This is a genomic window from bacterium (genome assembly GCA_040753555.1).
Classification (GTDB): domain Bacteria; phylum UBA9089; class UBA9088; order UBA9088; family UBA9088; genus JBFLYE01.
The window spans coordinates 1-15,767 of sequence record JBFMDZ010000038.1 but is presented as its reverse complement, the minus strand read 5'-3'; the positions used below and the strand labels follow the sequence as shown (position 1 = coordinate 15,767).

Sequence of the window (15,767 nt, the reverse complement as noted above, 5' to 3'; positions counted from 1 at the left end):
AATATATCGGCATTTTTTCCTTTTTTTTAAAGATAAAATTTTAGTTTTTCTCTTTTTGAATAAAATAAAGTGTTAAAAACCTAGGCAGGATTTGTTTCTACAAACTTATGGGTAAGTTCCAGTTTTTATTAGTGATAAAATTTCCAGAAAGACATCATCTGGTTTTATAAGCTCCATACAATTTGGAGATACATTACAATCATTTTTGTAGCAACATAAACAATCTATTTTTGGATAAACCTTTTTACCCCTATTATAAAGATCAATCTCATTATATGATGTAGGACCGAATAAGGCAACAATCTTTTTTTCTAAAGCACAAGCTATATGAAGGCAAAGGGTGTCTCCTGTTATAAGAATATCACAAAGGGATACCAATGCCCCAAATTCCCTTATTGTATTATCACAACCTGTATCAATTACATTAGGACACATTTCCTTTAGATACCTATTTCTCTCTACTTCCTTAAGTCCACCCAAGAGGAGAATTTTTGAATTTTCTATATTTTTCTCAATAAGATTGATAAGCCCAATAAAACCATCCCTTGTCCATTTCTTATTCTTCCACCTTCCTCCTGCCCCTGTATTTAAGCCAATAATTAAGCCAGAAAGGTTATTCTTTTTTGCAAAGGATAGAGCAAATTCCCTTTCTTGTCTCTCTAAACTAAAGATAATCTCATAAGAATAAGGCTTTAATTTACAGATATCCAGTATAATCTCCTGATATGTCCTTGAATTCGCCCTTTTTACATCATCAAAAATTCCCATTTCATACCATTCCTCTGCCTCTTTATTAAAGGGATAGACAAAGCCTTTATTATCATATCCAAATCCCAATTTTTCTTTTGCACAAGCCAAGGTTGCTATTTGAGCACCTAATGGAGAAGAATCAAGGGATAAAAGCACATCATAGCCTTCTGATTTAAGCTTGATATAAGACAAAAGCGATACATCCAAGAGGCAATCAATATAATGGTTATTCTTGAATAATTCAAATGAATTCCTTTTTGTTATCCATGTAATATAAGAATTTGGATATTTTTCCTTTAGCCCCTGTAAGATACAGGTTGTCCTTAAGACATCACCTGGTGCATCAAGCTTAATTATCAATATCTTAAATTTTATTGGAGAATAATGCTTACAGGTTTTACAATGAACACCTTGTTCTTTATGGAAAAAGCAGGGTATATCACCTTTGAAATATCGGCAATCTTGTTTTATATTATAATTCACTTACATCAAAAACAGGTCCGTCCTTGCATACCTTTTTATAGCCATTTTTTGTCTTATAAGCACAGCCAAGGCAGGCACCAACACCACAAGCAATGATGCTTTCAACAGAAATCTGACAGGGAATATTCTTTTCTTTTGCTATTTTTATAACACTATCAAGCATTTTTGAAGGACCACAAGCGTATAAGATAAAGTCTATAGAGTCTATAGAGTCTAAAAAAAGGTCTGTGATAAAACCATGATAACCAAGGCTTCCATCATCGGTTGAAACTAGAGGCTCAATTTTACATTTTCTAAAATCATCAACACACAGAAGGGAGTCTTTTGTCTTTGCACCAATAAGAATTTTGGGATTTCTACATCTTAAAGCAAGCTCAAAAAGTGGAGCAATTCCTATACCTCCGCCAATAATGATGGATTGTTTCTTCATAATTTTAAACCCATTTCCACAAGGACCTATAATATCCAAAATATCACCCCTTTTAAGATTACTTAAAAATTCTGTTCCAAAGCCTTTTTTTTCAAATAAAATTTCAAATCCATCTTCTAATTTTCTATGGAGGGAAAATGGTCTTCTCAATCTAAAGGTATTATCATTTGCACATTTGATATGAAAGAATTGACCAGGGTTTGCTTCTATATCTGCCAAGATGGCCATTTTGAAATAGGAGGGAGCAATCTCTTTGCAATATCCAATCTTTGCCTTAAATAATTGCATCTTGCATTTTAATAAATTTTACCTCAATTTTGCATTTTGACTTTTGAATTTTTGTATATGTTTAGCTTCTCTTTAGAACCCTTTGAATTAACCACAAATTAGCACTAATAAGAACACTAATAAACACGAATAATTTTTTTGTAATTTGTGTCAATTCGTGTTTCATTCGTGTCCATTCGTGGTTCCTTCTTTTATAAAGCTAAACACATACGAATTTTTTATGTCCCCAACGGGATTTGAACCCGTGCTACGGGCTTGAAAGGCCCGTGACCTAACCGCTAGTCGATGGGGACATTGTAATTAATAATCCTTTGATATTATACCAAAAATATCAAAAAAAGAAAATGTTTGATTTTTGGCAAAGCAAAATACAGATTCTTTCAAAAGTGTGCTTGGAGGCACTGAAAAATGGGAAATATTCAATTATACTTAATTAGAAGGGATGAAAAAAGAAAAAGGATATTCTCCCCTTCCTTAAAATTCATCCCTTCTTTTTTTAAAGAAATCCATATTGGGAATTTTTTTCTCTATCATATAATCCCTTATCCCATCTATTATTTTTATACAAGACAAGGGGTCAATAAAATTTGCTGTTCCAATCTGGATGCAGGATGCACCTGCCAGGAAGAACTCAATAGCATCCCCTGTATTACTTATCCCACCAATGCCAATTATAGGAATTGAAACAGAATTATAAGCCTCCCAGACCATCCTTAAGGCAACAGGCTTTATGCAAGGGCCAGAAAGACCTCCAAATATCACAGGCTTTTGTTTTTCAACATCTATCGCCAAGCCTTTTATTGTATTGATAAGGGAAATAGCATCAGCACCACTATCTTCGCAAGCCTTTGCAATAGGTTTTATAAAAGAGACATTCGGCGTAAGCTTTACAATTATTGTAAGATTTGTTGCTTTTCTTATTTTTGAAACCAAAGAGAACACAACATCTGGCTCTTGTCCAAACTCAATCCCCCCCTTAGCTACATTTGGACAGGATATATTTACCTCAAGCCCAGAAACCTCCTTGTTAAGGATTTTAGCAAGCTCCTCATACTCCTCTATAGATTCTCCTGCAATATTTGCAATAATGGGGATGTTATATCTTTTAAGCCTTGGAAGGGTCTCCTTTAAAAATACATCTATCCCTGGATTCTCAAGGCCTATGCTATTTAAAAGACCAAATCTTGTCTCAAATATCCTTGGAGGCTTATTTCCCTCTTTTGGCTTCAGGGTTATTCCCTTTGTAATTATTGCACCAAGTTTATCAATGGGGACTATATCTTCGTATTCTATTCCAAATGTCCCTGATGCAGGGATAACAGGGTTTTTTAGGGTAATATTCCCTATCTTAACAGATAGCTCTATCTCGTATATATTCATCTCTTCTATTTTCATTCCTCCTATTTATATCACAATCACAGTCATCTTTTTGGTTTTTAGTCTGTTCACAATTCTTCCTGTGTTAACCCTGCAGACTCGCGTGCTTGACGAAGGATTATTCCAATCTTAAATTGCTCATAACCCTCTTCAAACCCCCTGGCAAATTCTTTATCCCTTTTCTTCCTTTCCCTTATATATCTTTTTAAATCACTCATTCTAACCTCCTGTTTAAAAAATCTCTTTTATAAGCCTTTGTTTCTATTTCGGATTTTAGAACCCCATGGGTTAGCACAACCACAGAATTCTCTACAAGAAAACAAAATATGCGATAGGCATTTGAACCAAATGTAATTCTTACTTCCCAAATATCCTCTTTTAGTTTCTTAAAATATGAGGATGGAACAAAATCTAAATCTTCCAATAGACTTAACACCCATACTTTTGGACAACCTTTCCTGGCAGAGAATCAAGAAAATCTTGTATTGGACATTTCCCATCCCTGGTTTTATAAAAGATAATACTTTTTCTCATAATACTATGTTAACCTGTATGTTAACCCTTGTCAAGCTTTAAAAATTTATCCTTTCTATTACCTTTAAACCTTTTATATAGGAACTTTAGACAAATTGATTTTTGATTTGTAGTTTTGAGTTTTCTAGTTTTGACTTTTGAGTTTTTTTAGAGAATAGCTCCCTCATTGGTGTAAATAATTCCGTATATGTTGCAAAAGTTCAGTATTAAGAATTTTTGCTCATAAGTTTTAGTAAAAAAACCTTAATCTTTGGTATCTATTCAGTTCTATTTTTGACAGGATGAACAGGATTAACGGGATTGGGTTTTCCTGTTTAGGCAGTTTCCCTCACCTTTCGCTTTACTTCAACCTTTCTCATAAACTGATTCTAAGAACCCAAATCCCATGGTATTATAGACACAATAAGCATTTTCTCCGTCAATTCCTTTTTTGCAACAAAGATGCTTTGTTATTTATTCCAAAAGCAGTTAAAAGTGTCTTATCCTCTCTCTAATATAATCCTTTTTCTTTTTCTATGAAATGCCTGCATACCTAAATGCCTCCGCAAGCCTTGGCTTCTTCAGGGCAAATTCTTTGAGTGCTTTCTCAAGAGATTCTTCTTTCTTTTCCAAAGCCTCTACCCTCTTTACAGCAGGGGCAAGGGCTGTCCTTCTATCCCATAAAACAAAACCAATCAATCCAAACATACCAGCCAAAATTACATAAAGAAGACCCCTTAAATCATCTATCTGCCTCTGAATACTTTTCTGTCCTTCCTCCAGCCTGGTAATTCTTACATCCATATTATTTATCTTTCCCTCCACCCTTTCCATTCTTATTTCCAGCTTCTCCAGCTTCTCTAAAATCTGTCTGTTGGTAACATCTTGTGAAAAGCCATTGCTAAACAGCCCAAGAAAGAAAAATCCTAGAATTGCAAAATGTATCTTTTGCATCATTTTAAAATTTTATCTACACAAAGCATTTTTCATCAAGAAATTTTCATTTTTCCAAATACTTTTTTAAAAACTTTCCTGTATATGAAGCCTTTGTTGAGATTATCTCCTCCGGAATACCAGCAGCGACAACATAGCCACCCTCATCCCCTCCCTCTGGGCCTAGGTCAATGATGTAATCGGCTGTTTTTATGACCTCCATAATAAAAACTAAAAATTTAAAACTAAAAATGCAAAACTAAAAAATGATCTAGGTCGAAGGGCTTAGGAAGAGTTAAGGAGAAAAGATGGACCCCCTTGAGATAAGACCCTTGAGCAATTAGTTTTAAGTTTTTCAAAGAAGTTTGCAAAGAAAGCTCATAAGTTTACTTCATTATTAGACAGGACAAGGGTTCTCTACCATCACCTTTTCAAAGGCTTGAATAAAAACCTGGTGAATATCTGCTTTCTTTGAGGCAGATAATATCTCAATCCCTACAATATTACCACCTTCATCATAATCCATAATAATATCTTTATTTATTTCGTCTGTGTTTTCTATGTCAGTCTCTTTTAACCTGATATAAAGGGCATCAGCATCCTGTGAATAATGTATCCTCATTTTACCCCCTTTTATAATACTTTCTTATCTTTTTTGTAAGATATGCTGTTATAAGAGTAGTTTCCTCTGTTACTACCCTAATAAGTTTATCCCCTATTATCTTTTGATAGACCTTTCGGTTTATCCCTTCATCTACAATTTCATCGGGATTATTGATTGCCATCTCTACCAATTCCTTTGATATTTTTCTCTCCCCCAACTGGATTTTGATATGCTCTGTCCATTTCCAATCCATTTATATTTTAAGACTATTTTATACAATCCTTTTTCTTAAAGTCAATATTTTTCGTTTTTTCTTTTATTACACTCTGAATAGTTACTCCAAAAGCAGTTAAAAGTGGTCTTATTCCTCTCTCTCTCTCTCTGAACTACACCTTTCTTTATTCATTGTAAATTTTTTAGCCATTGGTTTTTCCTTTTGACAGGGTTTCAATGATAAATTTTGCATTCTTAAATCCTGCCTTTATCATATCTGTATTAACTCCACCCTGGTAATAACCAAAGATATGAAGGTTTTCGTAGACATTAGCCATTGCAGAAATTAGTTTACCATTGTGTGGAATTTTATGCAAGGATTTTTCATATTCCTCAATTTTTGTTGGAAGCTTATCTTTTGGTGTGCCTATTTTTAGAAGATAGCCATCTATTGCTGAAAGTGCTGCTACATAGCCCATTGCTGATGCCTCCTTTACATATTTTTCATCCTTGTAGCGGTCATATTCAATAGGAGATTTTGATAATGTCTCCTTGGCATTTGTAAAATATCTCTTGGCATTGGAAAATGCACTCTCTGGGTTTTTTGGTTTGAGAAAAACCTTTTTAGCCATTTTTACCCTTTAGTAGATACAAAAAATTTACCCTAATAAATTAGATTTCGTCAAGAAAAATTTTCATTTTTCCAAATACTTTTTCAAAAACCTTCCTGTATATGAGCTATTGTTTAAAGCAAAAAAAACCAATTTTATTTCAGTATAGCACGAACCTCATCTATAATATCCCTGGATAGCCCTCCATTAGTTCTATCCTGGAAAATTAGGGCTTCGTTGTATGAAACCTTGCCGCAAAGGGGAAGATTACCCAAATTTTCCTTAATTATTCTTAAATCATCGTCATCTCTTATTTTGTTTGCAATTGCCATTATATTTTTAATCCCAAGACCCAATGCCAATTCTTTTATTGTTTCTGCTGATTTTATGCTTCTTATACCTGGCTCTATAACAATCAATAAAACATTACAGCCCTTTGCTGTTTGCCTTGAAAGGTGTTCAATCCCTGCCTCCATATCCATAATAACAATAGCATCTTCCAAAAGAACCCTTGAAATTATTTCCCTTAAAAACCTATTTTCTGGGCAAAAACACCCCTCCTTCTTTACTCCTCCCATTACGATAAGCCTTATATTTCCAATCTTTATAGCTATTTTATCAATAATATCAGAAACATCTGGGTTTAGCCTGAAAAATCCCTCCTTCCCAACACGCTCTTCTATTAAATCCTTCATTGAGGATAATGGTTTTATTTTTAAAGCCTCATCCCTTGGAATACCCAAAGCTAAAGCAAGGTCAGAATCTGGGTCGCAATCAATTGCCAAAACCCTGTTTTTTTCTGCATAAATATGGGCAAGACAAGATGCAATGGTTGTCTTTCCCGAACCACCCTTACCCGATATTGCTATTTTCATTTTTGTAAAAAGAAAGCATTGTTTCGCCAAAGGATTTCTGCCTTTCTAAAATTAAATTGCCAATCTTTTTTTCTACTTCCTCTTTCTTATGATGCTGGGCTATGATTATTCCATTATCTTTTAAGAGGGCTTTTTTATCTATTAGATAAATTGTTTTATTTACAAGAAAATCTTTGTATGGTGGACCAAGGAATATGATGTCAAATGCCTCTTTCAGCCTCAAAGAAAAAACATTTGCTGTAATGACCCTTGCATTATCCATTTTGAGATTCTCTAATGCCTCTCTTATCTTACTTGCCTGGGTTTTATCCCTTTCCACAAAGACACAATAGCTTGCCTTTTTTGATAAAGCTGTAATCCCACAAGAGCCTGTTCCTGCATAAAGGTCAAGGAAATATGTACCGTTTAGCCTATCTTGTAGTGACGAAAATAGGGATTTTTTAACCTTCGCAAGGATTGGCCTGGTTTTTATTCCTGGCTTTGGGATTTGCATAGTTTAGTTAAAGATATAGTAAGCCCAATGGCTTTTTCGGCTAACTCCTCATCCAATGAGCCTAACCCACAGGATGGCGTTATCAAAAATCCATTTTGAGAAATAGCAAAATTAAGCCTTTCCTTAAGCGTTTTTTCATTATTGTTTAAAACCTCATCCGATGCAGGAACAATGCCCCAAGCAAGAATTCTTTCTTTTATAAATTCATAGAGCAAATCCTTATAAAGAAAAAGGCTATCCTTAAAATTATATGCATCAAAATTCAGAATATCAATATCCAATCCTAATAAGATAGACCAATCCGTGTTTCCACAGCAATGGATACCTGTAATTATACCTTTTTCTTTAAGGGGGTCTATTATTTTGGAAAGCCAGGTAATCACATCATCCCTTGAAATAGGGATAACAGATGAACCAAAGCTTGCAAGGTATGGTTCATCAATAAAAATAATAGGTGTGCCAAATTTCTTTAATCTCTCATTCTGCCATAATGCCTTTTGCAATAAACCAGAGATAATGGCATCAAATAGCCCTTTGTGATAGATAATAGGCTTTCCATTTTCATCATAAACAGAAAGACCAAAGCTTATAGGGCCTGTAATTTGACCCTTTATGTAGGAAGAATATGGCTTTGCATCAAGGAAGGAATAAAAGCCACAAGAAAATTCCTTTGATATTTTAAAATATTCAAGGTCTTGCTCTAAAAATTTCTCATAAAACCTTGTAAGCTCATCCTCTATGTTTGAAAGCGAAAAATAGATTTCCCTTTTTACACTATCATATTGGACACAAGGAAGGCATTCGCTAAATTGGCAATACATATTCTCACGCCAGGAAGCCTTTGGAAGCTGTGGCCAAACAGGAATATCAAGGGATAAAGAAAGGGAAATAGCCTTTTCTATATCTTTATGTGGAAAGCTTCCTATGGCTGTAGAAAATATGTCCTTTATCAATTATTCTACAAAGAAAGAAGAAACCCAGCCTGTCCTTCCATCGGGAAGCAAAACCTTTATATACCATTTCTTGGAGGAAATAGCAATAAGCTTTGTTCCCTTATCTAGCTTTGTAATAACATTCTTTCCAGGGTATGACCAGATTGTTACATTATCCCTTGTTATTACAACGTATTTCTCTGGTTCTACCTCTTTTGGTTTTGGAAAGACCTTTTTTGCCTTTTGCTTTTCTTCTGGAATGGAAACTGTAATCTCTGGAATGTGGTCTGTGGGTGGAGCGTGAACTATCTCAGAAGGAGTAGAAACCCTAAATATATCAACATTACCATTCCTTAATGATGAGAAATAAATAAAGCCATCACTTGACCAGAAGGGAAAGAGGCAAACGCCACAATCCCCTGTTATCTTTATATCATTTCTTCCCCCAATATCAACAGACCTTATATCCATTTTCAAATTCTTTATACCACCAATTGTTTTGTATCCAAATTTCATCTTTCCCTTTGTGCAACCGCTATAAACCATCCTTTCTCCAGAGGGAGAGAGGGATGGAAATAGGCAATTAAATTCTTCATTGTGGAAAATAAGTCTGCAATTACCTCCATCTATATCTATCATCCATATATCTATATCCTCTCCATTTTGCCTATTAAAAATCATCCTTTCTCCATCTGGTGAGAACCTTGCAAAGAACCCTTTTGTTATCTCTGTAATTAAGCCTGTTTTTAGGGAAATAGCCATTATGACAGGATTTTTATCTTCTTTCAAAGATGTAAAGATAATTTTACCTCCATCACAAGAAAATGAGGGAAAAATCTCATTTTTGTCCTTATCAAATGTAATCTGGGTTATTTCACCACCCTTCAAGGTATCAATTACAAAAATATCAAAGCTACCAAACCTATTTGATGAAAAACACATTTTAGAGCCATCTGGAGAAAAGCAGGGCCATAAATCATCTTCTTTTCCAAATGTCCTCTGAATTATTGCCTTCTCATTTATATCTTTAATATAGAGGTCAAAGTTTCCCTCCTTGTTTCCCGAAAATGCTATACATTTGCCATTTGGCGAGACGCTACAGAAATTATCAATTGCTTTATCATCTGTAATCCTTGTTAAAGGAGGCGAAATGAAATTAGATGGCTCTTCATAAGGCTCCTCACAACCCATTAGAAAGTAAGAAGTAATAAGAAGTAAGAAATAAGAAATAAGAGGAAAATTTTTGTTTCTTGTCTTCTGTTTTCTGTTTTTCATTCTTCAGCCGCTATCCTAAAGATGTTAATGTTAAAATTATTCTTGCCATTTCTGAGGGAGGAAAAATATATGTAATTGTCTTGTGACCATACAGGAAATCCATCTGGTCCTATGTCCTCTGTAATCTTGGTATCACCTGTTCCATCTATGTTTATTATCCTAATGTCAATTGGGGTGTATTTACAAAGGCCTAAAAATTCTTCGCATCCTGTTTCCTTGCTTCCTGTTACATAGACAATTTTTCTTCCATCAGGTGAGAATTGCGGAGAAAGACAAGAAAGATTGTCGTATTGGACAATCTCTTTTAAAAGATAGGTGGACATCTCAAGCATCCAAATCTTGCCATCCTTTTGAAATACTATTTTATCCCCCTTTGGTGAAAATTTAGGGTATAGCCCGGATACTAGCTCTGTTATTAACCCTGTTTTAAGGTCAACAAGGGAAATAATGCCTTTGCCTGAGAATAGCTTACAGAAAACAAGCATCTTTCCATCAGGAGAAAAATCAGGTGATACTTCATTAGAGCCATTGTCAAATGTAATTTGCTGGATATTGCCGCTTTTAAATGCATCAATGATAAAGATGTCATAGCTACCAAATCTATTTGATGAAAATGCAATTTTTTGGCCATCCTTTGAGAATGCAGGAAAAAGTTCATTTTCTTCTCCCTGCGTCCTTTGTATCAAGGTATTTTCTTTATTGTCTTTTATGTATATATCAAAATTTCCTAATAGATTTGAGGAAAATGCCAGCCATCTTTCAGTAAATAAACAAGGAAAGGTATTCATTCCGTCGGAATATGTAATCTGGGTTAAAACCCTTGTTGGCTGTTTATATTCGGGCATTTTTTCTTTACACCCAACGATCAACAGGCAGATAAAGAAAAAACTTAAATTTTTCATTTACTTTAATTTTACCTTAACACCTTAAGATTTGTCAATAAATTTCTTGCTTTCGGACAAAACAGAATAAGTTCTATCCAGAACATCATTAAGTTCCTCCTCTTTTATGGATAAGGGTAAAAAAAGATAGACGATATTCCCTAATGGTCTTAAGATAAGACCATTTTCAAGCCCTTTTTTATAAACCTCAAACCCTATTCTTTTATTAGAAGGAAATGGTTTTTTTGTTTTCTTGTCAGAAACAAGCTCAAAAGCACCAATTAGCCCAATGAACCTTACATCGCCAACAAGGGAAAGGTTTCTAAACCTTTCTAAATTTTTGTGGAATTGAGGAATTATATTTTCTATTCTTTGTAATGTCTTTTCTTCCTCAAAAATTTTAAGGCTTTCTAGGGCAATTCTTGTTGATATAGGGTTTGCTGTGTATGTATGGCCATGAAAAAAGGTCTTTTTGTAATCCCCATAGAATGCCTGATAAATCTCATTTGTTGTCAGGGTTGCTCCTAATGGAAGCCATCCAGAGGTTATTCCCTTTGAAAGGCAAAGGAAATCAGGAGAGATATTGACATAATCAGAAGCAAACATCTTTCCTGTCCTTCCAAATCCTGTTGCAACCTCATCTAAAATGAGATGAACATTGTATTTTTTGCAAAGATTTTCTATCATTTCCAGATATTCCTTTGGGTAGACTATAATTCCACCTGCTCCCAATACCAATGGCTCAATAATTACCCCACATATTTTGGATGCTTTTTGTTCCAGGATTTTTTCCATAGAGCCAATACAAGAAATATTGCAGGATTCCCTTGTTAGTCCATTTGGGCATCTATAGCAATATGGCGATTTTGCCCTGTATGAGCTAAAAAGCAAGGATTTGAATGCACTATTAAATACATTTGAGATGCTCATCGCACCCATTGTATCTCCATGGTAGCCCAAATCAAGGGATAAAAATGAGCTTTTCTCTTTACAGCCTAAATTTTTCCAATATTTAAACGACATTTTAAGGGCTGTCTCAATTGATGTTGAGCCATTATCTGAAAAGAAAACCTTTGTAAGGCTTTTTGGTGTAATCAAGATAAGCCTTTCGGCAAGAGCAATGGCATTTTTATGGGTAAATCCTGCAAATAGAATATGGTCTAATTTCTCAATTTGCTCCTTAATTGCAGAGATTATTCTGGGATGGCAATGTCCATGGACATTACACCACCAGCTTGCAATTGTATCATAATAGACATTTCCAGAAATATCATAGAGCTTTACACCTTCTGCCCTTTCTATCAATATGGGAGGAAGCTCTTCACAATCCTTCATCTGTGTATATGGATGCCAGATGTATTTTAGGTCATTTTCAATTAAGTTCATTGTATCCGACAATCCCATTAGAAAATTAGTTTGACTTAAAGATAAAAATAGATTATACTAAAGATAGGTTTTAAAGGCAATGAAAGAAGATAAAAAATTTATATATATGTTTAAAGTTGAAAGTTTAGTGTTTAGTGATATTTTATTAAATTTTGTTAAACAAAGCTCACTAAACGCATACAAATTTCCTGCCTTTGAACCCTAAATTTTTTTAAAGGAGGTTCAACAATTATGAATAGCATTTATATCTACATCATTATTGCTATATCTGCATCTTTATTGGGAATTTTAATTGGATACATTATAAGGAAGGCTTATGAGAAAATAACAAAAAAAGAGGCGCAGAAAGAGGCAGAAAGGATAATAGAGGATGCAAAAAAAGAGTCTATTTCTCTAAAGGAAAAGCTACAATTAGAGGCAAAAGAGACGCTCCATAAAGAAAGAATTGAGCTTGAAAAGGAAAATAAAAGGGAGAAGGCAAATCTTACAAGGCAAGAAGAAAGGGTAAAAAGGAGGGAGCAGGATCTTGATAGAAGGCAGGATGGAATAAGAAGGCAGGAAGAAAGGCTAAAAAGGGAAGAGGAAAATTTAAAGAAAAGGGAGACAGAAATTCAAGAGACAAAAAAAGAAGAGCTTAAGAAGCTTGAAGAAATTTCCAATATGAGCATTGATGAGGTAAAAAAGATGCTTATTGCTGAGGTGGAGCAGGAGGCAAGGTATGAATCGGCAAAGATAATAAAGAAAGTAGAAGATGAAACAAGGGAAGAGGCGGAAAGGAAGGCTTGCGAAATATTAGCAGAATCAATTGGTAGGCTTGCCTCTTCCTATGTTGCAGAAAATACCATCTCCACGGTTTCTCTCTCATCAGAGGATATGAAGGGAAGGGTTATTGGAAGGGAGGGAAGGAATATTAAAACATTTGAATTGGTAACAGGGACAGAGGTAATTATTGATGATACGCCTGATGTTGTTACCATTTCATCTTTTGATCCTGTAAGAAGGGAGATAGCAAGGGTTTCTCTGGAAAGGCTAATAGCTGATGGAAGAATCCACCCAGGAAGAATAGAGGAAGTAGTAGGTAGGGTAAAGGAGGAGATAGAGGGAATAATGAAGGAAGAGGCTAAATCTGTTGCCTTAAGCCTTGGGATTCATAATCTTACACCAAGGGAGATGGAATTGCTTGGAAGGCTTAAGTATAGAACAAGCTATGGCCAAAATGTTTTACAGCATAGCATTGAGGTCGTTCATATAGCCTCTATAATGGCTTCTGAGCTTGGGATAAAGGATTTGAGGCTTGTTAAAAGAGCCTCCCTTCTTCATGACATTGGAAAGGCTGTTCCTTCAAAAGAAGAGGGCTCCCATATTGAAATAGCAGAAGGGATTTTAAAGCAGGCAGGGGAAGACGAGCTTCTTATCAATGCTGTTGTTGCTCACCATGGACATTTTCCTTTTAAAAGCATTGAGGCTGTTCTTGTTCAAGCTGCTGATGCTGTCTCTGCTTCTAGGCCAGGGGCTAGAAGGGATACTATTGAGGCATATATAAAGAGGCTTGAAAAGCTGGAAGAGGTAGCAAATAGCTTTTCCGGCGTAGAAAAGGCTTATGCTATCCAGGCAGGAAGGGAGATGAGGGTTATTGTTAAATCAGAGGAGATAGATGATGTAAAAACCTTTGGTTTGGCAAAGGATATAGCAAAGAAGATACAGGAAGAGCTTGAATACCCTGGATTAGTAAAGGTAAATGTAATCCGCGAAATCAGGGCTGTGGAATATGCGAAATAAAAGTGTATAGTGTATGGAAGACACTAAAACAAAGTCCATAATTGAGGCATTGATATTCTCGCAAGAAAACTCCTTATCAGAAAAGATGCTTGCAAAAATCCTTGAAAAGAAAGAGGATATTATAAAATCCGCAATTTATGAATTAAAAGAGGATTTTAAAGATAGGGCTATTGAGCTTACAAATATCGCCGGTGGATGGAAATTTCAGACAAAAAAAGAATTTTTCCCCTGGATAGAAAAGCTTTCTCCTTCCAAGAAAACAAAATTGTCAAAGCAAGCCCTTGTTACATTAGCCATTATTGCCTATAATCAGCCCATAACAAAGCAAGAGATAGAGAGAATAAGGGGCGTAGATTCATCTGGTGCGATACATAGCCTTCTTGATTGCGAATTTGTTGAGATAGCTGGAGTAAAGAAAGCTCCGGGAAATCCATTTCTCTACAGGACAACAAAGAAATTCCTTTTAAGCACAGGCCTTCCTGATATATCAGCCCTTCCAAAGATAGAATGATTGCGAAATGCGGAATTTAGAATGTGGATTTTTACAAACTTTGTGCCTTTGTGCCTTTGTGCCTTTGTGCCTTCTTATTCCATCCCTTTTGTTCTCTGCTCCAAGCCTTTATAATAGAAAACAATGTGAAGAAAAAAGGATAGAAACAAAGGCACTTCCTCCATCTGGAACGATTTCAGTAATATTTTTAAGGATAGAGTTTTCGGATGTTAAATTCACAAAGGATAGCGATTATTTTAAAAATCTTGCAGAAAGAATGAATACCTATTACCAGAATGTTTCCTATGGAAAATTAGCCCTTTCTTGCAGCATTACAACAACCTTTGCTTTAACAGAGACAATGGGTTATTATGGCAAGGGAAAGTAGGAAGACTTAACAAACCTAAAGAATGATGCAATAGCAATAAGTGGGATTGATTTTTCTCCTTATCATGCAATTATGATTCTCCATTCACAAGCTGGAGAGGAAACGACAATAAACGACTTTGATCAAATTTATTCCCGAAATTTTGGAACAATTTCAGTCATCCCCGAGATAGAGAATTTTGGGATATCAGCCTTTGGTGTATGGTGTCATGAGTTTGCCCATCAGCTTGGATTGCCTGATATGAATCCCAATGCTGGACCTTGGTCTTTAATGGATATAGGGTGCTATAATGGTCAGGGTGATTATCCAGCCTGGCCAGATCCATATTCCAGGATTAACCTTGGATGGACAGATTCAACAATTGCGACAACAATAGCCATTAACCCAAGATTAAACCACCCTGTTTATCAGCTTGGAATTCTTGGCGTAGAATGCTTCCTGGTTGAAAAGAGGGATGAAGCTGGTCTTCCTGGCAGGGGATTTCTTGTTTGGCACTATCAAGGACTTTTGAATAATCTTACCAACCTTGCCATTCTCCAAGCAGATGGAGGAAATTTAGGAGATTCAGGCGACCCATTCCCAGGCTCAACAGGGAATTCTCTTTTAGATGATTACACAAATCCATCCTTAAGATACTTTAATGGAAGCTTATCAGGCTTTAGAATAGAATTTTTAATCTCCCATATCACAAAAGGTAAGGTTTTTCCAAATCCAATAAATTTAAATCAAACAAAGAGGGTATTCTTTGAAGTAGAAAGGGGAGGAGAGGTTTATATTTACAACATCAAGGGAGAAAATATAAAATATTTATTAGACTCTCAGAACATAGGAAGGATATATTGGGATATTGAAAATGTAGCCTCAGGGGTTTATATTTTTATGGTAGCTGACAAAGAGGGAAACAAGTCTTATGGCAAGCTTGGGGTTATAAAATAATTGGTAACTACTCACCTTTTTAACTAAATCTGTCTTAATTGCGAACATTGGCTTATCTTTTGCAAACCTTAAGCAGACCACAGACTACAGACCTTAAGACAATAGACCAAAATAAGAAAAAGGTCTGATG

18 protein-coding genes, 1 tRNA gene and 2 pseudogenes are annotated in these 15,767 nt (G+C 35.2%); 4 read left to right on the top strand and 17 right to left on the bottom strand.

What is annotated here, in order from left to right; genetic code table 11:
- Positions 1–105: 105 nt before the first annotated feature.
- From AB1630_04915 to bioA, 17 genes and pseudogenes are all read right to left on the bottom strand, one after another.
- On the bottom strand, positions 106–1,233 hold the full coding sequence (locus AB1630_04915) for a glycosyltransferase family 9 protein (GenBank protein MEW6103142.1): 1,128 nt from the start codon (positions 1,231–1,233) through the stop codon (positions 106–108).
- Positions 1,223–1,951, bottom strand: a complete 729-nt coding sequence (locus AB1630_04910; protein ID MEW6103141.1) for a dihydroorotate dehydrogenase electron transfer subunit — start codon at positions 1,949–1,951, stop codon at positions 1,223–1,225. The genes AB1630_04915 and AB1630_04910 overlap by 11 nt, the downstream gene beginning before the upstream one ends.
- A gap of 221 nt (positions 1,952–2,172) precedes the next feature.
- Positions 2,173–2,244: transfer RNA gene (locus AB1630_04905), tRNA-Glu, on the bottom strand.
- Positions 2,245–2,425: 181 nt separating this feature from the next.
- A complete protein-coding gene (locus tag AB1630_04900; protein MEW6103140.1) occupies positions 2,426–3,316 on the bottom strand; it encodes a dihydroorotate dehydrogenase in 891 nt (296 codons plus the stop codon).
- An 83-nt stretch (positions 3,317–3,399) separates the two neighbouring features.
- Positions 3,400–3,546 (bottom strand): annotated as a pseudogene (locus tag AB1630_04895) (transcriptional regulator).
- Positions 3,543–3,752, bottom strand: a complete 210-nt coding sequence (locus AB1630_04890) for a type II toxin-antitoxin system RelE/ParE family toxin (protein ID MEW6103139.1) — start codon at positions 3,750–3,752, stop codon at positions 3,543–3,545. The pseudogene AB1630_04895 and the gene AB1630_04890 overlap by 4 nt, the downstream one beginning before the upstream one ends.
- Before the next feature lie 623 nt (positions 3,753–4,375).
- Positions 4,376–4,798, bottom strand: a complete 423-nt coding sequence (locus AB1630_04885; GenBank protein MEW6103138.1) for a hypothetical protein — start codon at positions 4,796–4,798, stop codon at positions 4,376–4,378.
- 43 nt (positions 4,799–4,841) lie between these two features.
- Positions 4,842–4,997, bottom strand: a pseudogene (locus AB1630_04880) (hypothetical protein).
- A 174-nt stretch (positions 4,998–5,171) separates the two neighbouring features.
- The gene (locus tag AB1630_04875; GenBank protein MEW6103137.1) at positions 5,172–5,396 is read right to left on the bottom strand and encodes a DUF2283 domain-containing protein; all 225 of its coding nucleotides are present in this window, start codon (positions 5,394–5,396) and stop codon (positions 5,172–5,174) included.
- A gap of 1 nt (position 5,397) precedes the next feature.
- A complete protein-coding gene (locus AB1630_04870) occupies positions 5,398–5,631 on the bottom strand; it encodes a DUF4258 domain-containing protein (GenBank protein ID MEW6103136.1) in 234 nt (77 codons plus the stop codon).
- 163 nt (positions 5,632–5,794) lie between these two features.
- Positions 5,795–6,223: a DUF5618 family protein gene (locus AB1630_04865; GenBank protein MEW6103135.1), complete on the bottom strand. Its 429-nt coding sequence runs from the start codon at positions 6,221–6,223 to the stop codon at positions 5,795–5,797.
- Between the two features lie 134 nt (positions 6,224–6,357).
- Positions 6,358–7,077, bottom strand: coding sequence for an AAA family ATPase (locus AB1630_04860; protein ID MEW6103134.1), 720 nt, complete (start codon positions 7,075–7,077; stop codon positions 6,358–6,360).
- Positions 7,055–7,570, bottom strand: a complete 516-nt coding sequence (gene rsmD / locus AB1630_04855) for a 16S rRNA (guanine(966)-N(2))-methyltransferase RsmD (protein MEW6103133.1) — start codon at positions 7,568–7,570, stop codon at positions 7,055–7,057. Before rsmD ends, AB1630_04860 begins: the two co-directional genes overlap by 23 nt.
- On the bottom strand, positions 7,546–8,523 hold the full coding sequence (locus AB1630_04850) for a hypothetical protein (GenBank protein MEW6103132.1): 978 nt from the start codon (positions 8,521–8,523) through the stop codon (positions 7,546–7,548). The genes rsmD and AB1630_04850 overlap by 25 nt, the downstream gene beginning before the upstream one ends.
- On the bottom strand, positions 8,524–9,777 hold the full coding sequence (locus AB1630_04845; protein ID MEW6103131.1) for a hypothetical protein: 1,254 nt from the start codon (positions 9,775–9,777) through the stop codon (positions 8,524–8,526).
- Positions 9,774–10,679: a hypothetical protein gene (locus AB1630_04840; protein ID MEW6103130.1), complete on the bottom strand. Its 906-nt coding sequence runs from the start codon at positions 10,677–10,679 to the stop codon at positions 9,774–9,776. The genes AB1630_04845 and AB1630_04840 overlap by 4 nt, the downstream gene beginning before the upstream one ends.
- Positions 10,680–10,703: 24 nt before the next feature.
- Positions 10,704–12,044 (bottom strand): adenosylmethionine--8-amino-7-oxononanoate transaminase, encoded by a 1,341-nt coding sequence (gene bioA, locus AB1630_04835; GenBank protein MEW6103129.1) that lies wholly within the window; start codon positions 12,042–12,044, stop codon positions 10,704–10,706.
- 231 nt (positions 12,045–12,275) lie between these two features.
- Between bioA and rny the strand changes: the two genes are divergently transcribed.
- From rny to AB1630_04815, 4 genes are all read left to right on the top strand, one after another.
- On the top strand, positions 12,276–13,823 hold the full coding sequence (gene rny / locus AB1630_04830) for a ribonuclease Y (GenBank protein ID MEW6103128.1): 1,548 nt from the start codon (positions 12,276–12,278) through the stop codon (positions 13,821–13,823).
- Positions 13,824–13,836: 13 nt separating this feature from the next.
- On the top strand, positions 13,837–14,334 hold the full coding sequence (gene scpB, locus AB1630_04825; protein MEW6103127.1) for an SMC-Scp complex subunit ScpB: 498 nt from the start codon (positions 13,837–13,839) through the stop codon (positions 14,332–14,334).
- 7 nt (positions 14,335–14,341) lie between these two features.
- Positions 14,342–14,701: a hypothetical protein gene (locus tag AB1630_04820; GenBank protein MEW6103126.1), complete on the top strand. Its 360-nt coding sequence runs from the start codon at positions 14,342–14,344 to the stop codon at positions 14,699–14,701.
- A 72-nt stretch (positions 14,702–14,773) separates the two neighbouring features.
- Positions 14,774–15,637, top strand: coding sequence for a T9SS type A sorting domain-containing protein (locus AB1630_04815; protein MEW6103125.1), 864 nt, complete (start codon positions 14,774–14,776; stop codon positions 15,635–15,637).
- Positions 15,638–15,767: the final 130 nt, after the last annotated feature.

What these genes read in the sequence shown, in the direction of transcription:
- AB1630_04910 (MEW6103141.1), bottom strand. Translation starts at nt 1,951, where the DNA reads ATGCAATTATTTAAGGCAAAGATTGGATATTGCAAAGAGATTGCTCCC.
- AB1630_04885 (MEW6103138.1), bottom strand. Translation starts at nt 4,798, where the DNA reads ATGATGCAAAAGATACATTTTGCAATTCTAGGATTTTTCTTTCTTGGG.
- AB1630_04875 (MEW6103137.1), bottom strand. Translation starts at nt 5,396, where the DNA reads ATGAGGATACATTATTCACAGGATGCTGATGCCCTTTATATCAGGTTA.
- AB1630_04870 (MEW6103136.1), bottom strand. Translation starts at nt 5,631, where the DNA reads ATGGATTGGAAATGGACAGAGCATATCAAAATCCAGTTGGGGGAGAGA.
- AB1630_04865 (MEW6103135.1), bottom strand. Translation starts at nt 6,223, where the DNA reads ATGGCTAAAAAGGTTTTTCTCAAACCAAAAAACCCAGAGAGTGCATTT.
- AB1630_04860 (MEW6103134.1), bottom strand. Translation starts at nt 7,077, where the DNA reads ATGAAAATAGCAATATCGGGTAAGGGTGGTTCGGGAAAGACAACCATT.
- rsmD (MEW6103133.1), bottom strand. Translation starts at nt 7,570, where the DNA reads ATGCAAATCCCAAAGCCAGGAATAAAAACCAGGCCAATCCTTGCGAAG.
- AB1630_04845 (MEW6103131.1), bottom strand. Translation starts at nt 9,777, where the DNA reads ATGAAAAACAGAAAACAGAAGACAAGAAACAAAAATTTTCCTCTTATT.
- AB1630_04840 (MEW6103130.1), bottom strand. Translation starts at nt 10,679, where the DNA reads ATGAAAAATTTAAGTTTTTTCTTTATCTGCCTGTTGATCGTTGGGTGT.
- bioA (MEW6103129.1), bottom strand. Translation starts at nt 12,044, where the DNA reads ATGAACTTAATTGAAAATGACCTAAAATACATCTGGCATCCATATACA.
- rny (MEW6103128.1), top strand. Translation starts at nt 12,276, where the DNA reads ATGAATAGCATTTATATCTACATCATTATTGCTATATCTGCATCTTTA.
- scpB (MEW6103127.1), top strand. Translation starts at nt 13,837, where the DNA reads ATGGAAGACACTAAAACAAAGTCCATAATTGAGGCATTGATATTCTCG.
- AB1630_04820 (MEW6103126.1), top strand. Translation starts at nt 14,342, where the DNA reads ATGCGGAATTTAGAATGTGGATTTTTACAAACTTTGTGCCTTTGTGCC.
- AB1630_04815 (MEW6103125.1), top strand. Translation starts at nt 14,774, where the DNA reads ATGATTCTCCATTCACAAGCTGGAGAGGAAACGACAATAAACGACTTT.